This window comes from Halomonas nitroreducens, from assembly GCF_003966155.1.
Classification (GTDB): Bacteria; Pseudomonadota; Gammaproteobacteria; order Pseudomonadales; family Halomonadaceae; genus Halomonas; species Halomonas nitroreducens.
Genome location: NZ_RXNS01000010.1, coordinates 160,177 through 182,061, shown reverse-complemented (window position 1 = coordinate 182,061; position 21,885 = coordinate 160,177). Strand labels below are relative to the sequence as shown.

The following is a 21,885-nucleotide window of genomic DNA, read 5'->3' as shown; positions in this document are numbered from 1 at the left end:
GACCCACTCCAGGGGCACCGTGCAGGTGCCCGTATCGGGGTCGACGTCGCGGCAGACCTGGACCTTCACGACTTGGCGGCCTGCTTGGGCTCAGACGCGGCGGGGGCGGGGGCCTGAGCGGTAGAGGGTTGGCGCACGGCGATGGCGTGCATGGTGATCTTGCCGCCGGTGGTGCGCATCTCGGCGTCGATCTCCAGGTTGCACGGCATGTGCGCGGCATGGGGGCGGATCTGGTCGAGGATCTCGTAGGGGGCGGAGATCGTGGCGACCTCATAGCCGACGCGGTTCTCGTTGCTGGCGTCGGCCTCGTTCATGATGGTGAGCTTGGCGCCCTTGACGCCGTTATCCATGGAGTAGCGCATGGCGCCGATCACGCGGGCCTGGATGGTGTTGATCATGGGTCTGTCCTTCCTTTCATGGCTGCTTGGCTGGTGAGCTGTTCGCAGTGCTCAGCGAGAGCCGCTAGCTCGGTGGTGTCCGGGGACTGACCCTCCAGTTCCCGGCTGTAGTACTCGGCGAGGCGGTAGAGCAGCGCCGCCTTACCCAGGTCCCGGCCGTGGAGGCAACGGGCAGCCCGCTCCCTCAAGGCTCTAGGCTCCGGGCAGGGGGCCCCCTGCCGCGCCACCCTGCCCCTCGGTCGGGAAGCACGGCAGTCGCCTCCCTGGCCCCCGTCAAGGGCGCTCGCTGCGCTCGCCCCCTCGCCCTGGACGGGGCCCATGGCGCCGACTCGGGGAGCCGTGCGACCGATGGGCGACGGGTGACGGGCAGGGGACAACATCAGAGGGCTCCAGAGCCTTGAGAGGCGGGCGATTCGGTGGCAAGCCCCAGGGCGTGGAGATCGCCGCGCTCCAGGCGGTCGAGGCCGTCCTGGATCAGCAGCTCGCCCAGGGCGGACGGGGTGATGTGGTGCGTGCCGGCCTGGACGAGGTAGCGACCGTAATCGGCGGCGTCCAGGAACACGCGGATCGACTGTTTCTTGCCGGTGGCATGAGTCATGGGGTGTTCCTCGGGGGGTGGAGGGTCAGGCACTGACGCCCTGCGGTTGTCGGGCTACGACCCTCACGAATCGGAGATTCGTATCGGTTCGCAGCCGGGGGGCGGGCCCTTGGGGCGATGGGTTCACACCCAGGTCGAAACCCGGTTGTGCAGAAACGGGCGAAGCATCAAAAAAAGCGGCCCGCTCGGTCGCCGTGCCGGGGGATCGGGGCAGGGCAGGCGTGGCGACGTTGCGGGCCAAAGGCGCAGGGACGCTACGGGGGGAAACGGGAGTGAAGTGATGCGCGAAAAAGCACAGTCGTGAAGCTGGTCGAGTGACTGATGCGCGATTCGGCACAGCCTTGGCCGTGGCGGTAAAGGCCCGGCGGACAATGACCAGGGCAGCCACGCGTGAGGTGAGGCCGGGGGCAAACACACCCTGGCTACCGGGGGCGGTGGAGCGCTCCAGATGGACGCCAGCGGGCGCGTCCGCCATGTCGCTAAAGAAGACAGTCCAGGTGCCGTTATAGCGATTTTGCCCGATATAACCGGCCTTGCGGCCCTCTACCTCGAACAGGGTGATGGTGCCGAGGGAGTCGGTGACGGTGCAGAAGGTGATCATGCCCAGTCCTCCTGTGTGAGGCACTGCGCCTGGAGCAGGGCGATGTTGACCATGCGGTATTTGCCGACCTTCATGGCGGGAAGGTGACCGTTGCGGATCTGGCCGTAGACGACCCCTTGTTCGAGGCCGGAAAGCTCGGCGAACCGCTCGATGGTCATCAGGGGCACATGGGCCGGGACCTGGGGTGCTTGAGGTTCTTCCATCGTCGTCACCTGCCTTTGGTTGCCTGTGTTAGGCTTTAAGTGGGTTCAGGAGAATTATGGGTACTTTATTTGTGGGTACCATAACTGTCGTATATACGACAAATATCGTATAGCGGGCGAGATATGTCAAGCGAAAAGAGCTTTTCTGAAAAGCTCAAAGAAATCAGAGATATAAATGGCCTTGGGAGGAAAGCTTTCTCTGACGAGACAGGCATTCCCATCAGGACCATTGAAGGGATCGAGCAACGAGGCACGATCCCTCGGACAGACATCGCTCAGAAAATCTGCAAGCGATGGCCGGAGTACTCTCTCTGGCTGATGACAGACCAGGTGAACGAGGAAGCTGGGCAGATCAGCCCGGAGATTGAGAAGGCGCGGAAGACGCTCAAGCAGACAGGGACGGATACCGACTAGCCGGAAAGGCTGCGGCAAGGTGGTACCAGGGCGGCAGGCTCCAAGGATAGGAGGTCGGCCTTGAGCAACGCAGGGCAGTGCGGAGGGAATCGTGATGGGGATGGAGGATCGGGACTACTACTGGGAAGACCGTAAGCGTCGAGACAACAAGTTTAGTAAAAAAGACACTTACTATCGCCCCAAGGAATTAAGAAGAAAAGACAGCCAAATATCCGGAAAGCCTCCGAACGACTGGCACGTTCGTCCTGATGTGGCCCGTCAACAATGGAAGTTTCTTTTCGCTTTTTTGGCGGGAGGCTTGGTTGCGTTCTGGACAGTTATGGTCATCTTGCATCTTAATGCAGATCTTCTTTTTTTACCTTATGAGGCGACGCGGAAGGTGTTGTCTGCCACTGGTTTGTTGTGATGGATGATGGTAATGAATTGAAGGATGGGTACAAGCGGGCGGAGGAGGTTGTTTCCACATCAATAAAAAGTAAGCTGTAGTGCTATAAGGCTCAATTTATAAAGCCTCAGGTAATCTATCGAAATTCTGAGTGATTTGAACTGGTTGATGGGCGCAGGGAGGCATGATGAATATTGTTGGTGATGAGCAGGGTAAAGGGCTTGTAGCAAAAGCGGATAAAGATACCGTCAGGTCAATGTTCCATTTGATGGTTGGGAAGCCTGATAGTAACCATCAGATGTTTACTAGGCCAGTCTGTATTCGTCCTGAAGATATTTATGAATTAAATGAAAGGGTTCAGGAGAAGCTGAGAGCTCATCATCAAGAGTCTTTAGTTGCATCAGCGGCACTAGTTTTTGACGATAAGACAACAACAGAGTTTGGCGGCTGGGCTGAGTTTGAGTCATATAACTGGAGTCGCTCAAAGGTCACTAAAGAAGTAAGGCTCAAGTGGCAGTTTTTGCTTAATGTCCAGGGTTATGAACTCCCTCAGCAGCATACATTAACAGTTAAGCTTTGTGCGAGTGCCAAGCCGTTAGAAGTTCTTCAGGCCATGTTTTCAAAGAACCCTGAGGAAAGTGATGAGGCAGAAGTTAAGTTTGCACCTGTTTTTTGCAGGGTTGATTTCATAAATAGTGTTGTCAGTGAAGAGCTAATGGCTGTCGTTGACAAATGGAATGCGGCGCTGCCAGTGCCTGAGTCAAGATCTGGATTTCATGACTTATTGGATAGGCATAAAAGAAAGATTGCAATGCTTGTCGACTACTCTACGCCTGTTATTTTTCCTTTTGCTTCAGTTGCGTACCTGAAATCCATGTTTGATGACAAGGACTATTCTGCTTCGCTAACTATAGGGACTTCCATTGAGGTTATGACCTGGTTGGTTTTTAGTTTGATGGCTTTTACAGTTGTCGTAAAGATTTCGCACTTGCTAGCTAGAAGAGCGTTTTCTTCTATTAAGGAGCATGGTGCTTATTCTGTTTTTCAGCTAACGAGTGGTGATCGAAATAGGCTTGATGTAATTAGGAGGTCTAACAAAAAGGTGTTTTCTAAGTTTGTTTTTTCTGCTCTTGTGTCTTTGGTATTTAATGTCTCAGCAGGCATTTTTGTGGCGCTGAATTTTAGTTAATGACGAAAGTGGCGGGTTGGTCTGTGCTGACCTGAGTTTTAGAAAGTTCTAGAGTGAGCGTGTCAACAAAGCGTCAACCGAGGTGCCCAAGGTAGGCGGGCATTGGTAGGTTTGGCGCTTTCAAGATTCTGATTTTTCTAGGTGAAGGTAGGTGTTGGCATGCTTCCTCTCGCCTTCAAAATCCGCTGGCTTGGTGTCCAGAAGGCGTCCAGGGGCCAGGCTCCCAATGGCCACCCTATGCCATGCTTTGTCTTCGTAGTGGTCTGATTTGGCAGCTTTTAGAAGATATTGGCACATATTAGAGGCGACTCATAATCCCTTGGTCGCAGGTTCGAGTCCTGCTGGGCCCACCAATGAAATCAAATGGTTACGCCGACAAGGGTCGATCTTCATCAGTGTGTGGTTGCTGATTGGTTGCTGATCCGCGGCAGCTTCGCCACCACGCTTTCCCACCTTGCCGGGTCGGCATGAGCATAGCGGCTGGTCACCGTCAGTGACGAATGACCGAGCAGATCCCTGATGCTCGTCAGCGCCTCCCCCTTACTGGCCAGCAGCGAGGCATAGCAGTGCCGCAAGTCGTGAAAGCGGATATCAGGGCGACCAATCCTCTCCCTGGCTTTCTCGAAAGCGCCACGCACCCTGTCTCCGGTCGTATCGAACGGCAAACCATCCACGAGCGGTAGGGCTTCCTCGGTCAAGGGGATGATTCTAGGCTTCCCACTTTTCGTCTGGTTGGGCCTGAGCACGATGCGGCCGTTGTAGACGTTGCCCGGCTCCAGCCCCATCAGTTCACCTCGCCTCATGCCCGTCAGCATTGCCAGCAAGATCACCTTTCGCTCGATCCTGTAGCGCTCCGGCACTGCTTCAAGCAGCTCGGCGAGCTCCCCCTCGGTCAGGTAGACATGGCGCTCGTTCTTTGGGGATGGCTTGCGCAGCTTGCCGTCCAGGGGCAGGTCGAGCCAGTCCCACTCACGGTACGACAGCGAGAGGACACGCTTGACGACCTGAATGCGATTGTTGATGGTCGACTGAGCCAGTCCCTTCTCCTTAAGGGCCTTCTGCATTCTCCGCGCCGCGTCCAGCAGCTCCTGCCCGATGATCACACCAGGAGCATGTTCATCTATCCACCTGGCCACCAACAGGATGTGCTGTTTCTGGGAGCGGACATCGTATTCGCTAACCATGCGTTGCAGCCCCTCGGAGAAGGTGTACTTGGGCTTGCGGCCCATGACGCCGTTGAACTCATCCTCCTGGCGCTGAGCCTCTGCCTTCAGCGCATACTGCCTTGCTTCTCCTTCTGTGCGAAAAGTTCGCTGAGTACGCTGGCCGTTGACGGTGCAGCGGACGACCCACGTGCCGCGATCTTTCCTGTGCGAGACTGTGTATCCCATTTCCGATCCTCCTTCCGCTGAGGACCGCGCCTGCAGCGTCTAGCGTACTCTTCAACCACCTCAGGCTCAAAGCGAACGGCATTTCCCAGTTGGACGTAGCCGATGCTGTGCTTGTTGCCATAGACCCAGCTCAGGCTCATTCCTAGTCTTTCTGCGACCTGTTCAGGCCTTAGTAGCTCTCCGGCCATAACGCGCCCCCGTCATTGGTTAGCTTGATGGCCAAATCATCGCGAGGCGGTGCGGTACAGTCTCGCTGGCTGCTAAGGCTGGAACTTGATGCAAGCAGCGCTATGGATTTTTTGTTGGAAATGTGGTAGCGGGATTGTCGCCATAATATTTTGTTTTTATTGACTAATTTGGCGGTCTCAATGACCAAGCGCAACACGTGACCCATCAGGTACGGTGTTGCTATGACTCACTGCTATCGCCACCTCTCTGCTGAAGACCGAGCCGCCATCATGATGATGCGAGCCACGCATTCGATCCGGGCCATCGCCACTCACCTGGGCCGTGCACCGAGCACCGTGTCGCGAGAAATCGCCCGCCACACGGTTGATCCCATCAAGGGCTACGATGCCGGCCTGGCGGGCTACCGGGCTCGTCTGACGCGACATCGGCCACGTCAGCGTCCCAAGCTGCACCCCGACGGGGAGCTCTTCGAGGTGGTGGTCTACCTGCTGCGCAAGTACTGGTCACCGGAACAGATAGCCCGCACACTGAAGCGCATGTCTCCCAACGATTCACATCGACGGGTCTCACATGAGGCCATCTACAACGCGCTCTATGTGATGCCCCGCGGCAGCCTCAAGAAAGAGCTCATCGCCTGTCTTCGCCAGGGCAATGGCAAGCGTCGGCCGCGCAGCCGTGGCAAGGATCGACGCCAGCAGATTCCCGAGCTGGTCAGCATCCACATGCGGCCGCCTGAGATCGAAGACCGCCTGATGCCTGGCCACTGGGAGGGTGATCTCATCATGGGCGCCAACAATCGCTCCGCTGTCGGTACGCTGGTGGAACGCACCACGCGCCTGGTGATCTTGGCGAAAGTGGATGGCACTACCGCCACAGCGGCGGCCGTTGGCTTCAGCGACAAGCTCAATGAGGTGCCGCGAGCTCTGCGCCTGTCCATGACGTACGACCAAGGCAGAGAGATGGTGAAGCATGCCGAGATCACTCAGAAGACCGGTACGGCGATCTACTTCGCTGACCCGCATAGCCCATGGCAGCGAGGCTCCAATGAGAATACCAACGGGCTGTTGCGGCAGTACCTGCCGAAGGGCACGGATCTGTCGGTCTACAGCCAGGAAGAACTCGACGAGATCGCTGACTCACTGAACACCCGGCCGCGCAAGACACTGGACTGGCGAACGCCGCTGGAAGTTTACGCCGAAGTGCTCAAGAAATCCGTCGCCGGTCCGAGCACCCTTCAATAGCGTTGCACTTGGAACTTGAGACCGCCGGTTGCGATGGCGGTGAGAAACGTGGCACTCGCTATCACCGCAAGCAGCCCAGCAATGACACAGGGCCCAACCCGACATCAAGTGATCTGGACTCCCTCGCAATGGCCGCAGCATGACACCTAGTGATCCGGTGAGATTCCCTATGCCATAAGCCGCCGTCATCGCCGTCATCGCCGCCGCGCTGGCGGCTGGGATACCCAGCAAGGTCGTCATGTGAACGGCGGTGATGGGCAGAGCGGCCATGCTGAAGGCTACCAGCATTGTCATGTACAAGGCGCGACGCAGCGGGCCATCCTTTGCCATCAGGGCGATGGTGCTCTAGGCACTCGGCACGCTCTGGACATCACCGCCGTGCTCGGGGGCACTATAAGGAAGACGCATGACCAGCCAGGCGGCGCAGAAGGCCGCCACCGCCAGGCTGAAAGCGGCCAGCCCCGGCGAGGCCCATGAGGAGACGGCGGCCACCACCGAGGGGCCGACCGTCCCGCCGATGCCGTAGGTAGCGACGTCCCAGCCTTGCGCTCGACGCTGGCTCTGCTGATACCGCCCGTCAGCAATGGACCGCAGCAGCCCGAAACCGAGAGCAGCAGGCCGGTGAGGACGGCCGGGGCCAGGCCATAGCTGGAGACCGCTGCCGCCAGGGCGATCGAATAGAGGACACAGGCGAAAGCGATGACCTTGCGGCCATCGTCGGCCAGGTCGATACGGCGTGCGACGAAAGGGCCCAGCAGGTGCGGCGCAGTGATGCAGGCCCCCAACAGGCCGGCCAGACCTCCGCTTCCCCCCTGCGTCGTGACCAGCAGTACGATGGCAACCACGGCGCCACCGTCGGCCGTGCGTGCCAATGCGGCGGCCATGACATAGCGGACCAGACCGGACCGCCGGTCGGCGTTCCGGCTCGCCGTCTCCACGGAAGCGACACTTCGTTCCAATGCCCCCCACCTCACCGATAACAGGCCCGCACAATGCGGCTCATTAGGCTAGTTCAAGCTCGTCAAGTAGTACGGCAAGCCGTTGCCGGTCGGCGGCCCCGTCCAATGCCTTGAGCGGCAGCGGCAGGGTGGGATGTTCTACCAGGCCCCGCAGCTCCGCAGCGGCCGCGACGACACGCAGGCTGCCACCGTGCTGGCCAAACAGCGCCCACAGCGGTTGCAGTCGTTCGGACAGGCGCGTGGCTGCTTGAGCATCGCCAGCCAGGGCAGCACGGGTGATGGCCAGCGCCGTCCTAGGGAACAAGCCGCCGATCACCGAATACCAGGCCTCGCATCCCGCATTCAGCCCCATTGCAGCCAAGGCATCTCCGCTGACGCCGAGTGTCACGTGTGACGGAATCAGGGCGCGCAGGCGCGCGACATGCGCCTTGGCCGCTTCTGGGTCCGTCGGAACACCGGGGATCTTGATGGAACGCACGTTCGGAAGCTGAGCGATACGGCCATACAGTTCGTCGCTAAACTCAAAGTGCGTTGTGCCGGGGTTGTCGTACACGCATAGCGGTACGGATAAGGAGGAGGTCACGGTTTTGTAGAGCTCAAAGACTTCCTCGGTAGAGAGCTTCTGGTACGACATCGGGGCCAGCAGCACCGCGCTTGCCCCTGCTTTCTGCGCGTCTTCGGCCAGGGTCAACACATCGCGCGTGCGCAAGGCGCTGATGCCGACCATCACCGGCACGTTGCCGGCGTGCTCCACCGCTAGTTGCGCAACTCGCGCCCGTTCGGCTCTCGTGAGATAGGCATAGCTGCCAGTCGATCCCAGGGCACCGATGGAATCAACGTTAGCATCAACCAGACGCTTGACCAGTCTGACGAATGCCGCCTCGTCGATGCCGCTCTCGTTCATGGGGGTCAAGGGAAACGCGCTGAGGCCGGAAAACATGGTCAGTTGTCCTCGTGTCAATGACGGTGAAGGCCGCTATTTTTCTTTTTCTGGGCCTAGGGTAACATTGTCTTAGGTTGAAACATATTTAGTCATAGGACAAAAGTGAAGATCATCGGCAAGACCGCACAGGAAATTTCCGACTGCATCCGCGCACTGGTGCAGAATGACGACCTGCTGCCCGGCGATTCACTACCGCCCGTGCGTGAACTGGCGGAGACGCTCGAGGTGAACCGCAACACAGTCGCGGCGGCTTACCAGCGTCTGGCGAAAGTGGGCATCGCCGTCACGCGGGGGCGCCTGGGCACGACCATCTTCGCACCGCCCCAGGCAGGCGAACAGGAAGGATTGAGCACCGAAACAGCGTTGATCGATCTCGCCCACGGCAACCCGGATCCGCAATGGTTGCCCGAGCCGCAGGCGTTGCTCGCCGGAGGCCTCCCCAGGCCATTTCTGTATGGTGAAGACACGATCCTTCCCGAACTGCGCCAGTGGGGGCACGATTGGTTTGAGCCGGACTGCCCGTCTGCTCACGAGCTGGAGGTGACGCATGGCGCCGTAGACGCCATCGAGCGCCTGGCGGCTGCGCATCTGGTGCCCGGCGACCCAGTGGCTGTGGAAGATCCCTGCTTCCTGGGCACCATCAATGCGCTGCGCTTGGCCGGCATGCAGACGGTGGGCGTCGAAATCGACGACGAGGGAATGTGCCCGGAGGCACTGGAGGCGGCTTTGGATAAGGGGGTGCGGGCGGTACTGATCACGCCGCGCGTTCACAATCCGACGGGATGCAGCCTATCCAAGCGTCGCGCGGACGCACTGAAGCGAATTCTCGCGGCGCATCCGAATGTGCTGATCATCGTTGATGACCACTTTGCCCTGTTGGCCGAGACGCCGTATCACTCCATCATTCCGGCCACAACGTCCCGCTGGGCGCTGATACGCTCTGTCTCCAAAGGCTTGGGGCCGGACCTGCGCCTGGCCTTCGTGGCCTGCGATCCGGCAACGGCGGATCGGCTGCGGACCCGCCTGGCTCCTGGTATGACGTGGGTCAGCCACATTCTCCAGGCACTCGTGGGCGTCTGCTTGGCTTCCAAGGATGTCCGTAAGCGACTCGACAAGGCACGTAGCGAGTACGCACGCCGCCGCACCGAGTTGCGCACCGCCTTGCAAGCCCATGGAATCGAAGTGCCCCCTGTCACAGGTGGTTTCAATGTATGGGTGCCGCTACCCAAGGACGCGAAAGATGTGGCCTACGCACTCGCCAAGAAAGGCTGGCTGGTTCGGTTAGGCAGTGCTTTCGAGGTGCAAGGTCGGGCTCAGGCAATCCGGGTTACGGTGTCCAAGCTACAGGAAGGCCAGGCGCAACACTTTGCTGAAGATCTGAAATTGAGCGTGTGACCATGAGCCTGGGATATTCATAAAGGAGGCCCGAATACGAAGATAGCGGATGAGTTTCTCTTGTAGAATTAGAGAGTTCCGCCAAGAGTCTGATTCCGGAGGACCATCCGCTATGGGTGAAAGGGTATCCCCCATGAGGCCCTCCTTCAATGGCTCTGTCCGCGTCGAGCTGCCAGGCCATCGCACCAACAGCGATAGCGGCGCTCTGCTGCTGCGTGAAGCTCTCAACAACAGCGGCGTCATGCCTGCCCTCGAGGAACCTGGTCGATCCACGTGATCCGCTTCGCGTTCGCCACTCGCTGGCCAGTCAGCTCCGCACCTTGGTGCTGCAGCGGGCTATGGGCTAGATCGACCTGAGCGATACTGCCACGCTGCGTTACGTTCCGCTCTGGCAGCTGGCCTGCAGCGATGCGCGCGGGATGACGCCATTGGCGCAGGAGCGGCCGTCTTTGGCCACCCTGTCGCGGTTGTAGATGTGCCTGGGCTGCGACGACAACATCGATGTGCTGCATGAGGGCCTGCTGCGGCTGGCGATCTGGCGATTGACCTCGCGGTGAACGGCCGAGGCGCCTGACGCTGGATATCGATGGCCTGCCCATCGAGGTGATCGGCCATCAGGGCGGTTCGGCCTTTCACGGCCATGTAGGGGCGCGCATCTACTCGCCGCTGATCGCCTCGTTGGCTGAAACCGGCGACATGCTGGGCGGCCTGCTGCGAGCGGGCAATGTCGGGCCCGCCGAGAACGCCGACACCTGGATTCCGCACCTGGTGCGGCGGCTTAACGAGGGGCTCGGCGCCGAAATCTGGGTTCGCCTGGATGTCGGCTTCACCGACAACGACACGCATGGAAACCATGGAGGCTCGCGGCATCGAATACTTGGGACGCCTGCGCAGCCACTCCGGCCTGTAGGCGAAGGCTGCGCCTTACCTCCGGCGGCCGCAGGGCCACCGGCCCGAGACACCACGGGAGAGGTGTTACGACCTGACGTATCAGGCCGGCACCGCGTCGTGTGGTGCTGGTGGTGCGGAACGCCCTGACGATCTGCTGCTGCCCAGCTTCTTCTTGGTGACCAACCTCAGTCAGTTCAATTATCCGCCGGCGAGCGTGCTGGTCCTGTACCTCCAACGTGGAAAGGCCGAAGCCCACATGGGCGAGGTTAAGTCGGCGCTCGATGTGCATCTTTCATCGACGGATCGAGGCGCTTCGACCCTTCAGCAAGTGATGGCCCACAACGAGGTGAGCCTGTTGCTGAGCCCCTACGCCTATGAGGTGCTGCATGGACTGCGTCGACTGCTGGAGATACAGACTCGGCAGGGGTGGAGCCTGACGCGGATCCGCGAGCAGGTGCTCAAGGTGGCGGCGACGTTGTCGGTGCACGCCCCGCGCATCACTGTTCACCTCGGCGATGCCGCCGACAAATGGTGGCGCACCTTACTGAAGGGGCTGCCGGGGTTGACACCCCTGGCCTGACACCGCGAGGCGACTGACCACCAGCGCAGCACCACGATCGGCGGAGTCCCTTGGGCGACGAAGACGGCTGCTTCTCGGCTCAGGTTCGATTCCAAAATGCGATAAAAATGGTAATCACAGGCCAGATTGGGAATAAGCCTGTCGGCCATCAGGCAACTCGATCGTGTTGAGGTAAGTCGTTAACGGGAACCACTTGGTACAAGACTCTCGCTCGACACCCTGATTAATGAGGCGGGATGATGCCTAGAAGGCAGGCATGGCCTATCAGCACTGACTGTTACTGATGCTCTTCGGCTACCGGAAGGTGCGCTACAAGGGGCTGGCTAAGAACCAGGTGCAGCAAAGTTATTCAGCCTGTTCGTACTGACCAATCTGGTGCTGGCGACACGTTGTGAGGGCTAAGTTGGCGGGGCCAGTGCGCCTTGAATCTGCCCTGCCAGCCGGATTATCCGGCTGGCAGGGCAGACAAGTTGCCCGAACGGGTCAGGAAAAGACCGCTGCTCCATTGAGCTGGCCGTGCTGAGCGTATCAGCTACACAGCGACGAATTGATGAGTGGTTCCCAGGTATCCAAGGGAGTGAATAAACATGAGGAAAAAATGAATTTTTGATCATTTTTATGAAAAATTTAGATAATGAGGGCCTCAACTAAGGCCCTATAATAAATTAGCTGGCAAGCTTTAGTCCCACCAATCCAGTAAGTATAAGTGTCAAGCTGGCCAATCGGAGAGGGTTTGCGCTATCGCCATAAAAAAAGATTCCAAGTAGTACAGTGCCTATCGCTCCAATGCCAACCCATATTGCATAGGCAGTTCCAACAGGCAGCGATTTCATCGCTTGAGCTAGTAGGTAGAAGCTCAAAATCATGGCGAGAACAGTAAATAAACTAGTCAAAGGACGGCTGAAGCCATTGGAAGCTTTAAGGCCAAGTGCCCACCCTGCTTCTAGAAGGCCAGCAATGAAAAGGATAATCCATGCAGTGCTCATAAATGACTCCTGTGTAAAAATCAGGGGAAACCCTGGAAGATTAGTGCCTACTGGGCTGTGCCCAGGTTTTTAAAAGAAAGGTAAAGTACTAGGCTGGATTTAATAGGCAGCCCATTACTTACTTTCTTCTAAATTAAAATAAACTTTTAGTATTCGGCGCATTGGACTGATCTCCCGGCTGTATCTCCCAGTGTCAAAGCTCGATCATGGGGCTCACTTGGCTCTGTACCTTGAAACTGACGAAGCATCCGTGATGCTAGGCACCGGCACTCTGAGTACTGTCTGCAGGTCAGGGAGTGGTTCTGTCTTGATTTCATGATCGATCAGCACCTCCTTGATATTGCCTACAGGCTGATGGAGCACCTCCATCTGTGTCCTATGTTCCCTAAGCCTGCCGTCAAGCCGCTGGCTTGCGATCGGTCCATCTCTGCCAGAGCCGATCGGGATATTGACATTCCTGCCCATCGGTCACTATATTGGTACGAAACGGTCGATGAGAGGATTGTCCAATGCTTCCCATGCGGTGTCAATCACCCACACCTAATTCATACGGCCGTTTGAAATCGCCGGCCCACATAGCGCTTACTTACCAGCCGGCGAGTAACGTGAGCAGTGAGATACTCATGACTGATAAGATCAAAATTTATTTATGATATTAAGATTAGCTTTGTGGAGCTGTTAGATAATTAAGGAGAATTTCCCTAGGGCTATATTTTGTCTAGGTCTGGAGGAAAGTGCTCCATTACATCCGTCGAAAGCACCACAGTACCAATGGGTAACTCTGACTCAGTAGCTGAACAATGATCTGAGCACCAATATGAAGAAGGGCTAAACTCGATTTTTATTTAGTATGATTGAATAAGGAGGATAAGATGCAAAGCACGAAAGAGAAGTATGGTGAAAACTTACAGGTTGAGACCCTTGCAATCCATGGTGGAGAATTTGTTGATCCAGAGACGCAGGCTTCTTCACCTAACTTGGTGATGTCTTCGACATTTGTTCCCCGGGAGTTGACAGGTTTTTCCGCTCTTGATGAGGACGAGTCGGCAGGTTACATCTATACGCGATCTGGCAATCCAACAGTGCGCCAGCTTGAAGAGAAACTTTGCGCCTTAGAAGGTTCTGAGGATGCACGTTGCTTTGCCTCAGGTATTGCGGCTTCCCATGCACTGATCATGGGGCGCCTGAGTTCAGGTGATCATGCCATTTTTCCTGAAAATAACTATGCAGGAACTGCTGAGTTCCTGCGTGATAGCCTGCCTCGCTTTGGAATAGAAGTGAGCTTCGCTGATACGACCTCATTGGAGGCTGTCTCTGCTGCGATACGGCCTGAAACAAAGATGTTGTGGCTTGAAACTCCCTGTAATCCAACCTTACAGTTAGCAGATATACGTCAGCTGGCAAGTTGTGCTCATGGGAAAGGTGTTCGCGATATTGTTGTTGATTCAACCTTTGCTACACCAATCGGAACTCATCCAATTGAGCTTGGTGCCGATTTTGTTGTTCACTCGCTGACCAAGTATATAGGGGGGCATGGCGATGCCATGGGGGGTGTAGTGTTAGGGAGAAAAGCTGATCTTGATGCGCTTAATCTGGAAGCTACAGTGCATTTTGGCGGTGTCATGTCACCATTTAACGCTTGGTTGATCATGCGGGGTGCCGCAACTCTACCCATCCGGATGCGGGCTCACCAAGAGCAAGCCATGGCTGTAGCAAAGTGGCTGGAGAAAAACCCTGCAATTAAGCGCGTTTATTACCCTGGGTTGCCATCCCATCCGCAGCATGATCTTGCATGTCAACAAATGAATAACTTTTCAGGGATGATTGCATTTCAGACTCACGAGGATGGTGAAAAAATTGCATCCCGTATGATTGAAAAATTGGAGCATGTGCATTTTGCTGTGTCTCTTGGGCATCATAGAAGCTTGATCTACTGGATTGGAACAGAGGATATTCTTAAGTCAACATTTCGACACACTGGGCAGGCTGAAGAACGGTTTCATGAGTTGATGGGAAAGGGGGTTTTCCGGCTGTCTGTTGGGTTGGAGCATGCTGAGGATATTTGTTCTGACCTTGATAGATGTTTCTGATTGAATTGTGAGGCCTATATCTGGTCTACCTCTTTAAAAGAAACAAGCTTCCCCGTCTATTGAATTATGTTCTTGGTCGGGGAAGGGTTATTCAATATAAGGGGAGGTAATGATCGCCAGTTATATAAGTGGGAGTTTGACAAATCTAATAAGTTTGTTGAGGTTCCTGGGGCTATTTTGGAGATGTAGTTTCAAAACAGTATTTGTTGGTAAGCATGCTTCGGGATGCCCTTCACAGAAAAATGCTGGTTTATAGATGTTTTCAGACGCATGTGAGTCGTACTCAAGATGGAGCTCAATATGAAGGGGGAATTAGATAAATTTGACGTCCAGATCTTAGAGGAATTGCGCCTAAACTCTCGGTTACCCCATGCAGAGCTGGCCACACGTATTAATCTATCCCGTAATGCGGTGCGTACACGAATTGAACGTCTTGAAGCGTCAGGACTCATCGCTGGTTACACCATCATTGAAGGAAAGGGTCTCAATGGTGCTGATGAGAAACTTGTGGCATTGGTCTTTGTATATCGACATGACCGGATGCGAAGTAACGACATTCTGCTCTTTCTTAATAAAATCCCAGAGGCAGTATCCTGTGATGTCATGAGTGGTGAATTTGACATAGTTTTGAGAGTTGAGGCCAGATCCACTGAACGAATACGCCAAATATGGAAAGAAGTATCGTCCATGGATGGTGTGCGAGATACCTTAACTTCCATTTCTTTAAGATCCTTGTAAAGCATTTGAAGGTCAGTAGTAAAAATGGAGGGTGACCAGTTTGGTATAACACTTGATGCAACAAGTTGGCGAGTGAGCACATTGCCATGACTTTTGGTCGATTTGCTTTCTATCTGCATGCAATCTGCCTGGGTAGACTGTCATGGTGAGTTAAAACAACTGGAGAAAAGGTATGGCTGTCTACAATGTGTCTCTCATTGGCTTTGGCGGTGTAAACCGTGCTCTTGTGTCGCTCATTCGCAACTACAATGATGAGTGGATGAAGAAGCTGGGTTTCAGATTGAACATCGTAGGTGTAAGTGACCTCCACTTGGGCTCTCTGATCTCTCCGAATGGTGTTGATGCAGAGGAGCTGCTAAAAATCAAGATGGAGAAAGGTGGGTTAGCTAGTCTAGATGGGGGCTGTCCTGATCCCCGTAGCATGGAGGTAATTCGCCAGGCGCCAGCGGATATTATAGTAGAAGCTACTTTCACAGACCCTAAAACTGCAGAGCCAGCGATTTCTTATTGCAGAACGGCCTTTGAAGCTGGGCGAAGTGTTGTGACAACAAACAAGGGGCCTGTAGCGCTTGCAGCAAGAGAGTTGATCAAACTTGCTCAGCAGAAGAATGTCGGCTTTGAATATGAAGGTGCTGTTATGAGTGGCACCCCAGTTATTCGATTGGCGAAAAAAAGTATGGCAGGGGCCGATATTACAGGCTTCCAAGGTATCTTGAATGGTACATCCAATTATGTTGTAGGGCGCATGGAGATGGGGCTGAGCTTTAACGAAGCAGTGGCTGAAGCTCAGGAAAAAGGATTTGCAGAAGCTAATCCAGCGGCAGATGTTGAAGGGTTAGATATTCGGTTGAAGGTTGTGATTTTGGCTAATGAGATCCTTGGTGCCAACCTGAAGCCAGACGATGTGTCTTGCAGTGGTATTTTAGGCCTGACACCTGCTGATTTGGAAGATGCGGTGTCTCATGGAGAACGTTGGAAGCTGATCGGCTCCGCTGAGAAAGATGAAGATGGATTTGTCAGTGCACAGGTTAAGGCATCACGACTTCCAAGTTCCCATCCCTTGGCCTCTATCTCAGGTGCCACAAATGCAGTAACCTTTAGTACTGAACTACTGGGTGATGTGACAGTGACGGGGCCTGGTGCTGGTCGCATAGAGACTGCTTATGCTCTCCTATCAGACATTATTACGTTACATCATGATCGTTGCTCCTTCACGGAAAAGGGGGATGCAGAATGAATGCCTTTTCTGAAACGAAGCTGGGCTATGGCCTGATGTCTGTTACGAGTCCCTTTGATGGACACCTTGTTGACACAGTTTCTGAAACTACCGCGGATGAAATTGATGAGCTGATGGGGCGGGCGCGATTTGGCCAGCAAGTTGCTCGAGAGCTTTCTCGTAGTAAACGAGCTGAGATCCTTGAGCAAGCAGCTAGAATTATCGAGGATGAATCCGAGCATTTCGCCCGGCAAATTGTCGAAGAAGCGGGCAAGACCATTCGTCAGGCTCGTAAAGAAGTGGCTCGTTGCATTAATACCCTGAAGTTATCAGCTGATGAGGCTCGCCACTCTTCGGGGAAAATAATCCCTTTTGATTCATATCCTGGCTCCGAGAAACGACAAGGCTGGTTCACTCGGGAGCCTCTGGGGATAATAGTTGCTATTACACCATTCAATGATCCTCTAAATCTTGTGGCACACAAGTTGGGCCCGGCAATTGCTGGAGGCAATGCTGTTTTATTGAAGCCTTCGGAGCTCACCCCGCTATCTGCGCTATCATTAGTCGAGGTGCTTGTTTCAGCGGGGTTGCCTGATACTGTCATAACTCCTGTAGTTGGTGGGGTTGAACTTGGCCATGCTCTTGTTTCTCAACGTGATGTGAGAATGATCTCGTTCACTGGAGGGTTCCAAACTGGAGAGGCAATTTCTTCTTCTGCAGGGCTCAAGAAGTTAGCTATGGATTTGGGGGGGAATGCTCCAGTCATTGTCATGGCTGACTCTGACATGGATAAAGCTGTTGAGGCCTGCATATCGGGTGCTTTCTGGGCTGCAGGCCAGAATTGTATCGGCACTCAGAGAATTTTGATTGATCATTCTATCTTTTCTGATTTTCGTGACCGATTCGTCGCTGCAACTGAGGGGCTTGTCCTAGGTGATCCTAGCTCAGAGGAAACTGATGTAGGGCCGATGATAACAGAAGCTTCGGCCAAGCGCACTGAGACGCGAGTCAGTGAAGCTGTTAACCAAGGGGCAAGGGTACTTGCCGGTCATAGGCGGCAAGCAGCACTCTATGCTCCTACTGTTCTTATAGATGTTCCACATGATTCATCCTTGTGGCGTGAGGAGGCATTTGCTCCAGTTGTGATTCTGGAGAAGTTTGACACTTTTGATGAGGCAATTGCCCTTGCAAATGCTATTGATTTCAGCCTTCATTCTGGAATATTTACAGGGAGCCTTGAGACAGCACTTGATGCTGTTTCACAGATAGAGGCTGGCGGAGTCATGGTAAACGATAGTTCAGACTATCGCTTTGATGCTATGCCTTTTGGCGGGTTTAAGTACGGCAGTCTTGGCCGTGAAGGGGTGCATTTTGCCTTTGAAGACATGACGCAGACCAAAGTGGTCTGCATAAATCGTTTTTGATCTATTGCTGCTACACGTCTATGACGCATGTGGGCGATTTACTACAAGCTGATAGTCAGTTAAGTGGCACTATTATACATTGCTTTTACTATATAAGGTAAGGTGAGAATACGATAGGGTTGTATTAACTTCTATCTTTAAATATCTCTATGAAATCTAGGCGGTCGGATGTCTGGATGCCAAATAGAGTAGGATGGTCAGTTCGAGAAAAATAAAGATTTAAGCATGTAAGTTGTCTGTTCTGGGCGTTTGGGGTGCGGTGGAGGACTGGCCCAGTACTTCATTAATCAACAACAAGATGTAGAGGGCTGTTTTATGACTGAAGATATAGAGCAATCTCATAAGTCATTATCGGTATTTGATTCTCTTTTTCCAGTGTCGGTTACTGTGGTGCTATTGATAGCAGCGGTTATGCTATTTGGTGCTGATGCCGCCTGGGGGCCGGCCCAAATTGTGTTGCTAGTTGGTACTCTGCTGGCTGCTGGCTTTGGCGTTAAGAACGGGTATCGCTGGAAGAGCATTGAAGCTGGCCTTGCTGATGGCATCTATGTGGCAATTCCTGCCATGCTGATTCTACTAACAGTTGGTAGTCTCATTGGGATATGGATCCTCGCGGGCACTGTTCCTGCCATGATCTACTATGGTCTGGAGCTTGTGTCACCTAGCTATTTCTACGCTTCCTGCTGTCTTTTGTGTGCCCTGGTATCTCTTAGTATTGGCAGCTCTTGGTCGGTAGCTGGTACCATTGGCTTGGGCTTAATTGGTATTGCTGAAGGCTTTGGACTTTCGTTACCGATTGCTGCAGGGGCTATTGTGTCTGGCGCCTATTTTGGTGACAAGATGTCGCCATTGTCCGATACTACAAATATCGCACCTGCAGCGGTGGGTGCTGATCTGTTCGCACATATTCGCCAAATGATGTGGACGACCTTACCGAGTATCGGTCTGGCCCTAGTTGCCTTCCTGGTGCTTGGCCTTGACAGTAGCACTGACATGCATACGCCGGAACAAATTACAGCCATGCGCGAAGGCTTAGCCTCTCAGTTTAACCTAGGACCTCATCTGCTGATCCCTGTTTTGGTCTTGCTCGGATTGTCTGTGGCTCGGATGCCTGCCTTGCCTGCTGTATCAATCGGTGCAGGTGTCGGAGTTATCTTTGCTGTTCTGTATCAGCAGGAAGCAGTATTTCAGTTCCTTGGAAGTGACTCAATTCCCACTTTGGAGGCCTTAGTCAAAGGCGTATGGACAGTGCTGTTTGATGGCTATGTATCAGACTCCGGTAATGCCTCTATTGATGCACTGCTGAGCAAGGGAGGCATGAGCAGTATGCTGACCACGCTGTGGCTGGTGATTTCGGCTATGGCGTTTGGAGGTGTTATTGAACGCTTGGGGATGCTTGATCGTTTGGTGGCCAGTCTTGTGGCTGGTGCTAGCACTGCAGGCTCCTTGGTAATCCGCTGCATAGCGACCTGTTTTGTCTCCAACTTAGTCACTGGCGATCAGTATCTCTCAGTAACTTTACCGGGTCGTATGTACAAGGCAGAGTTCCAGCGCCGTAACCTAGCTTCAGTGAATCTGTCTCGGGCGACTGAGGATGGTGGCACAATCACCTCGCCCTTGATTCCCTGGAACAGCTGTGGAGCCTATATGGCGGCTACTTTGGGCGTGGCAACCCTGAGCTACTTACCCTTCGTCTTCTTCAACCTGATCAATGTTGGCTTAGCTATCACGTATGCCTTTTTTGGGATCCGTATTGTCCGTATCAAACCGTCTGCTAGGTTTGAGAATACTCCGTTAGGTGCTCGCGTCGGCTGAGATTAAGCCATTGACTTGATTGCCCCGCCTTATGGGCGGGGTAACTCTAACGGCTCATGGTGTTCTTAAAGATTATATAGTTGTGCTGGCACTGATACAGTATACTGATGCGGGAAATTGTTAGTGTAGTTCTACAACAGTCATCGTGAAGATGAGCTTAGGTAACCCTTTGTTGGCATAGTAGTGCGGTACATCCGTTCTGGCCACGGCTGAGCACCCAGAAGAAATGGTTAATTCATCATCAGCCACTTTGAGGGCCAGCTCTCCTTGCTCCACATACAATAGCTCGATGGTACCATTAGGGTGGCCAGGTGACTCAAACTTCTCTCCCGGCTGTATTTCCCAGCGCCAAAGCTCAATCATGTTGGGGCCGCTCGCTCCTGCAAGCAATCGGGCTATTCCCCCTTTTGGGCCTGTCCACAGGGTGGGAATGTCCTTGTCCTCAATCAGGTGCACTGGAGGAGCACTGGTGACATTGACAACATCGGCCACTGATATCCCGAGTGATGTGGCCACCTTGCACAAGATTGCGATACTGGGATTGGCGAGCCCTTTTTCCATTTCAACCAGCATTCCCTTGCTGATCCCCGCACGACGGGCGAGCTCGTCAAGTGATAGCTTCTGATCTTTCCTATGCGCTTTGAGCTTGGAGGCGATGGCCAGGCTAACAGATTGCGCATCGGCACCTGGGCTGGTCAGTATATTGACTTTTTTGGTCATCGGTCACTATCATGTTGTGAAATGGTCATTAGGAGATTTTCCAATGTTTGCTGTTCTTCCGTCAATGGATCCTAGGATAGCCAGTATCGCGCCGGGTTTTCGCGCACTGAGCATCAGTGTGGAGGCTGCAGAGGTTGTCGACACAGGTGTTGCAGCTGAAGCCTTGTCGCGTGCCTGCCGGGCACTGACCACGGGGGATGTGGCTTGGTCGGAACCTCACTTGTCAGCTTGGGCTGAGGTGTTTAGGGCCTTCGGTGCTAAGCCGCAGCGCACACCCTGCTCTGCCGCCGCCTTACGCAAGAGAGTCTTACGTGATGGCTCCCTGCCGAGCATCGACCCTATAGTTGATCTGTATAACGCTGTCAGCATCGAGTATGCCGTACCAGTGGGGGGCGAAAATATAGTGGCCTATGTAGGTGAGCCCAGACTGGTGATTGCGGATGGCACGGAATCATTCGATACCATGAAGAATGGAGTAGTGGTTGAAGAGTCTCCAAAAGCGGGAGAGATAGTCTGGAGGGACGATATCGGAGTGACCTGTCGGCGCTGGAATTGGCGACAAGGCACAAGAACTCGTCTGAGTACTGATGCAGACAAGATGTGGTTTATCCTGGAGAGCCTTCCGGCCATGCCGCTTGAATCGCTGCATGATGCTGGTGAGCAGCTTGTTAAAGGGCTGCGTTGCATGATGCCAACAGCAGCCATCGACTCGAAGCTGGTTGATTTCAAGTGTCAATCATCGATATAGGATGCGGTCATGTTTCCAACCGCTACATTTTTAGTTGCGGCAACATTGTTGGCTATTACTCCTGGTCCTGGCGTTGTCTATATCATTGCACGCACCGTTTCTGGTGGCAAAGTTGAAGGTATTACGTCTACGTTGGGTGCTGCTGTTGGTGGCTTAATTCATGTGCTGGCTGCAGCATTAGGCTTGTCATGGGTAATTGCTAAGTCTGCCTTGGCTTTTAGTATAGTGAAGTATCTTGGGGTCGCTTACTTGGTATATCTTGGTATCAAGATCCTGCTGTCAAGAGGTGAGTCTACGCGGACGTCTTGTGTTTATAAATTTGGTGGTCGTAGTGCTTTGATGGATGGTCTTATAGTTGAGCTTCTCAATGTAAAGACTGCCATGTTTTTTCTGGCATTCCTACCCCAATTTATCTCTGATCAGTATGCTGTGGCTCCTCAGTTTGTCATGCTTGGCACTATTTATGTCTTGCTGAATAGCATGGTAGATGTTGCCGCCGTTTTTGCGTCAAGCAATATTGCTAACGTGAGTAATTCTAAGGTTTCAACGGGGCGTTTGCTTACCAAGGTGTCTGGAGTTGTAATGTTGGTATTAGGTTTTTTGGTAGCTGCCCGGGACTGATAGTTTTTTTGAGGCTTGGCTCGCCATTCATTATAATAATTTAGATGGGTCCTTTAAATATCGAGCCCTGCTATTCAATAGCTCTAAATTGGGTCGTTATGGTCAAGGTGTTTCAAAGTAAAGCGTTTGAAATAATGAGCTTGAAAACCA

20 protein-coding genes and 2 pseudogenes are annotated in these 21,885 nt (G+C 54.0%); 14 read left to right on the top strand and 8 right to left on the bottom strand.

Going from position 1 to position 21,885, the window contains the following annotated elements; genetic code table 11:
* Positions 1–65: 65 nt before the first annotated feature.
* From EKG36_RS11975 to EKG36_RS11960, 4 genes are all read right to left on the bottom strand, one after another.
* Positions 66–398 (bottom strand): hypothetical protein, encoded by a 333-nt coding sequence (locus EKG36_RS11975; protein ID WP_126484368.1) that lies wholly within the window; start codon positions 396–398, stop codon positions 66–68.
* A 379-nt stretch (positions 399–777) separates the two neighbouring features.
* Positions 778–996 carry a hypothetical protein gene (locus EKG36_RS11970; RefSeq protein WP_126484366.1) on the bottom strand — a complete coding sequence of 73 codons (219 nt, stop codon included), beginning with the start codon at positions 994–996 and terminating at the stop codon, positions 778–780.
* A 25-nt stretch (positions 997–1,021) separates the two neighbouring features.
* A complete protein-coding gene (locus tag EKG36_RS11965; protein WP_126484364.1) occupies positions 1,022–1,597 on the bottom strand; it encodes a hypothetical protein in 576 nt (191 codons plus the stop codon).
* Positions 1,594–1,800, bottom strand: a complete 207-nt coding sequence (locus EKG36_RS11960) for a MerR family transcriptional regulator (protein WP_126484362.1) — start codon at positions 1,798–1,800, stop codon at positions 1,594–1,596. Before EKG36_RS11960 ends, EKG36_RS11965 begins: the two co-directional genes overlap by 4 nt.
* A 123-nt stretch (positions 1,801–1,923) precedes the next feature.
* Here EKG36_RS11960 and EKG36_RS11955 point away from each other — a divergent pair, with 123 nt between their 5' ends.
* The 3 genes from EKG36_RS11955 (at position 1,924) to EKG36_RS11945 (ending at position 3,788) form a co-directional block, all read left to right on the top strand.
* Complete coding sequence (locus tag EKG36_RS11955; protein WP_126484360.1) at positions 1,924–2,214, top strand: helix-turn-helix domain-containing protein; 291 nt, start codon at positions 1,924–1,926, stop codon at positions 2,212–2,214.
* A 91-nt stretch (positions 2,215–2,305) separates the two neighbouring features.
* Positions 2,306–2,620, top strand: coding sequence for a hypothetical protein (locus EKG36_RS11950; RefSeq protein WP_126484358.1), 315 nt, complete (start codon positions 2,306–2,308; stop codon positions 2,618–2,620).
* Between the two features lie 166 nt (positions 2,621–2,786).
* The gene (locus EKG36_RS11945) at positions 2,787–3,788 is read left to right on the top strand and encodes a hypothetical protein (protein ID WP_126484356.1); all 1,002 of its coding nucleotides are present in this window, start codon (positions 2,787–2,789) and stop codon (positions 3,786–3,788) included.
* Positions 3,789–4,180: 392 nt separating this feature from the next.
* Here the strand turns inward: EKG36_RS11945 and EKG36_RS11935 are convergent, their stop codons facing one another.
* On the bottom strand, positions 4,181–5,179 hold the full coding sequence (locus EKG36_RS11935; protein WP_126484354.1) for a tyrosine-type recombinase/integrase: 999 nt from the start codon (positions 5,177–5,179) through the stop codon (positions 4,181–4,183).
* Positions 5,180–5,589: 410 nt separating this feature from the next.
* On the opposite strand from EKG36_RS11935, the gene EKG36_RS11930 reads away from it, so the two are divergent.
* Positions 5,590–6,609, top strand: a complete 1,020-nt coding sequence (locus tag EKG36_RS11930) for an IS30 family transposase (RefSeq protein WP_126484352.1) — start codon at positions 5,590–5,592, stop codon at positions 6,607–6,609.
* A 1,002-nt stretch (positions 6,610–7,611) separates the two neighbouring features.
* Here the strand turns inward: EKG36_RS11930 and EKG36_RS11920 are convergent.
* The gene (locus tag EKG36_RS11920) at positions 7,612–8,508 is read right to left on the bottom strand and encodes a dihydrodipicolinate synthase family protein (RefSeq protein ID WP_126484350.1); all 897 of its coding nucleotides are present in this window, start codon (positions 8,506–8,508) and stop codon (positions 7,612–7,614) included.
* Between the two features lie 105 nt (positions 8,509–8,613).
* Here EKG36_RS11920 and ptsJ point away from each other — a divergent pair, with 105 nt between their 5' ends.
* The 3 genes and pseudogenes from ptsJ to EKG36_RS21095 all read left to right on the top strand — a co-directional run.
* Positions 8,614–9,906 (top strand): MocR-like B6 salvage transcription factor PtsJ, encoded by a 1,293-nt coding sequence (gene ptsJ, locus EKG36_RS11915; RefSeq protein WP_126484348.1) that lies wholly within the window; start codon positions 8,614–8,616, stop codon positions 9,904–9,906.
* Positions 9,907–9,955: 49 nt separating this feature from the next.
* Positions 9,956–11,377, top strand: a pseudogene (locus EKG36_RS11910) (IS1380 family transposase).
* A gap of 286 nt (positions 11,378–11,663) precedes the next feature.
* A pseudogene (locus tag EKG36_RS21095) lies at positions 11,664–11,779 on the top strand (IS5/IS1182 family transposase); the annotation flags it as partial.
* A 263-nt stretch (positions 11,780–12,042) separates the two neighbouring features.
* Here the strand turns inward: EKG36_RS21095 and sugE are convergent.
* Positions 12,043–12,363 (bottom strand): quaternary ammonium compound efflux SMR transporter SugE, encoded by a 321-nt coding sequence (gene sugE, locus EKG36_RS11905; RefSeq protein ID WP_126484346.1) that lies wholly within the window; start codon positions 12,361–12,363, stop codon positions 12,043–12,045.
* An 872-nt stretch (positions 12,364–13,235) separates the two neighbouring features.
* On the opposite strand from sugE, the gene EKG36_RS11900 reads away from it, so the two are divergent.
* The 5 genes from EKG36_RS11900 (at position 13,236) to nhaC (ending at position 19,646) form a co-directional block, all read left to right on the top strand.
* The gene (locus EKG36_RS11900; protein ID WP_126484344.1) at positions 13,236–14,453 is read left to right on the top strand and encodes a trans-sulfuration enzyme family protein; all 1,218 of its coding nucleotides are present in this window, start codon (positions 13,236–13,238) and stop codon (positions 14,451–14,453) included.
* 300 nt (positions 14,454–14,753) lie between these two features.
* Positions 14,754–15,191, top strand: a complete 438-nt coding sequence (locus tag EKG36_RS11895) for an Lrp/AsnC family transcriptional regulator (protein ID WP_126484342.1) — start codon at positions 14,754–14,756, stop codon at positions 15,189–15,191.
* 172 nt (positions 15,192–15,363) lie between these two features.
* Positions 15,364–16,428 carry a homoserine dehydrogenase gene (locus EKG36_RS11890; RefSeq protein WP_126484340.1) on the top strand — a complete coding sequence of 355 codons (1,065 nt, stop codon included), beginning with the start codon at positions 15,364–15,366 and terminating at the stop codon, positions 16,426–16,428.
* Entirely contained in the window at positions 16,425–17,831 is a 1,407-nt protein-coding gene (locus tag EKG36_RS11885) for an aldehyde dehydrogenase family protein (RefSeq protein ID WP_126484338.1), read from the top strand. Before EKG36_RS11890 ends, EKG36_RS11885 begins: the two co-directional genes overlap by 4 nt.
* Before the next feature lie 315 nt (positions 17,832–18,146).
* Complete coding sequence (gene nhaC / locus EKG36_RS11880; RefSeq protein ID WP_126484336.1) at positions 18,147–19,646, top strand: Na+/H+ antiporter NhaC; 1,500 nt, start codon at positions 18,147–18,149, stop codon at positions 19,644–19,646.
* A gap of 120 nt (positions 19,647–19,766) precedes the next feature.
* On the opposite strand, the gene EKG36_RS11875 is transcribed toward nhaC, so the two are convergent.
* Positions 19,767–20,366 (bottom strand): XRE family transcriptional regulator, encoded by a 600-nt coding sequence (locus tag EKG36_RS11875; protein ID WP_126484334.1) that lies wholly within the window; start codon positions 20,364–20,366, stop codon positions 19,767–19,769.
* Between the two features lie 43 nt (positions 20,367–20,409).
* On the opposite strand from EKG36_RS11875, the gene EKG36_RS11870 reads away from it, so the two are divergent.
* Together EKG36_RS11870 and EKG36_RS11865 are read left to right on the top strand one after the other, a co-directional pair.
* A complete protein-coding gene (locus tag EKG36_RS11870) occupies positions 20,410–21,114 on the top strand; it encodes a B3/B4 domain-containing protein (protein WP_126484332.1) in 705 nt (234 codons plus the stop codon).
* Between the two features lie 9 nt (positions 21,115–21,123).
* On the top strand, positions 21,124–21,735 hold the full coding sequence (locus EKG36_RS11865) for a LysE family translocator (protein ID WP_126484330.1): 612 nt from the start codon (positions 21,124–21,126) through the stop codon (positions 21,733–21,735).
* Positions 21,736–21,885 lie beyond the last annotated feature (150 nt).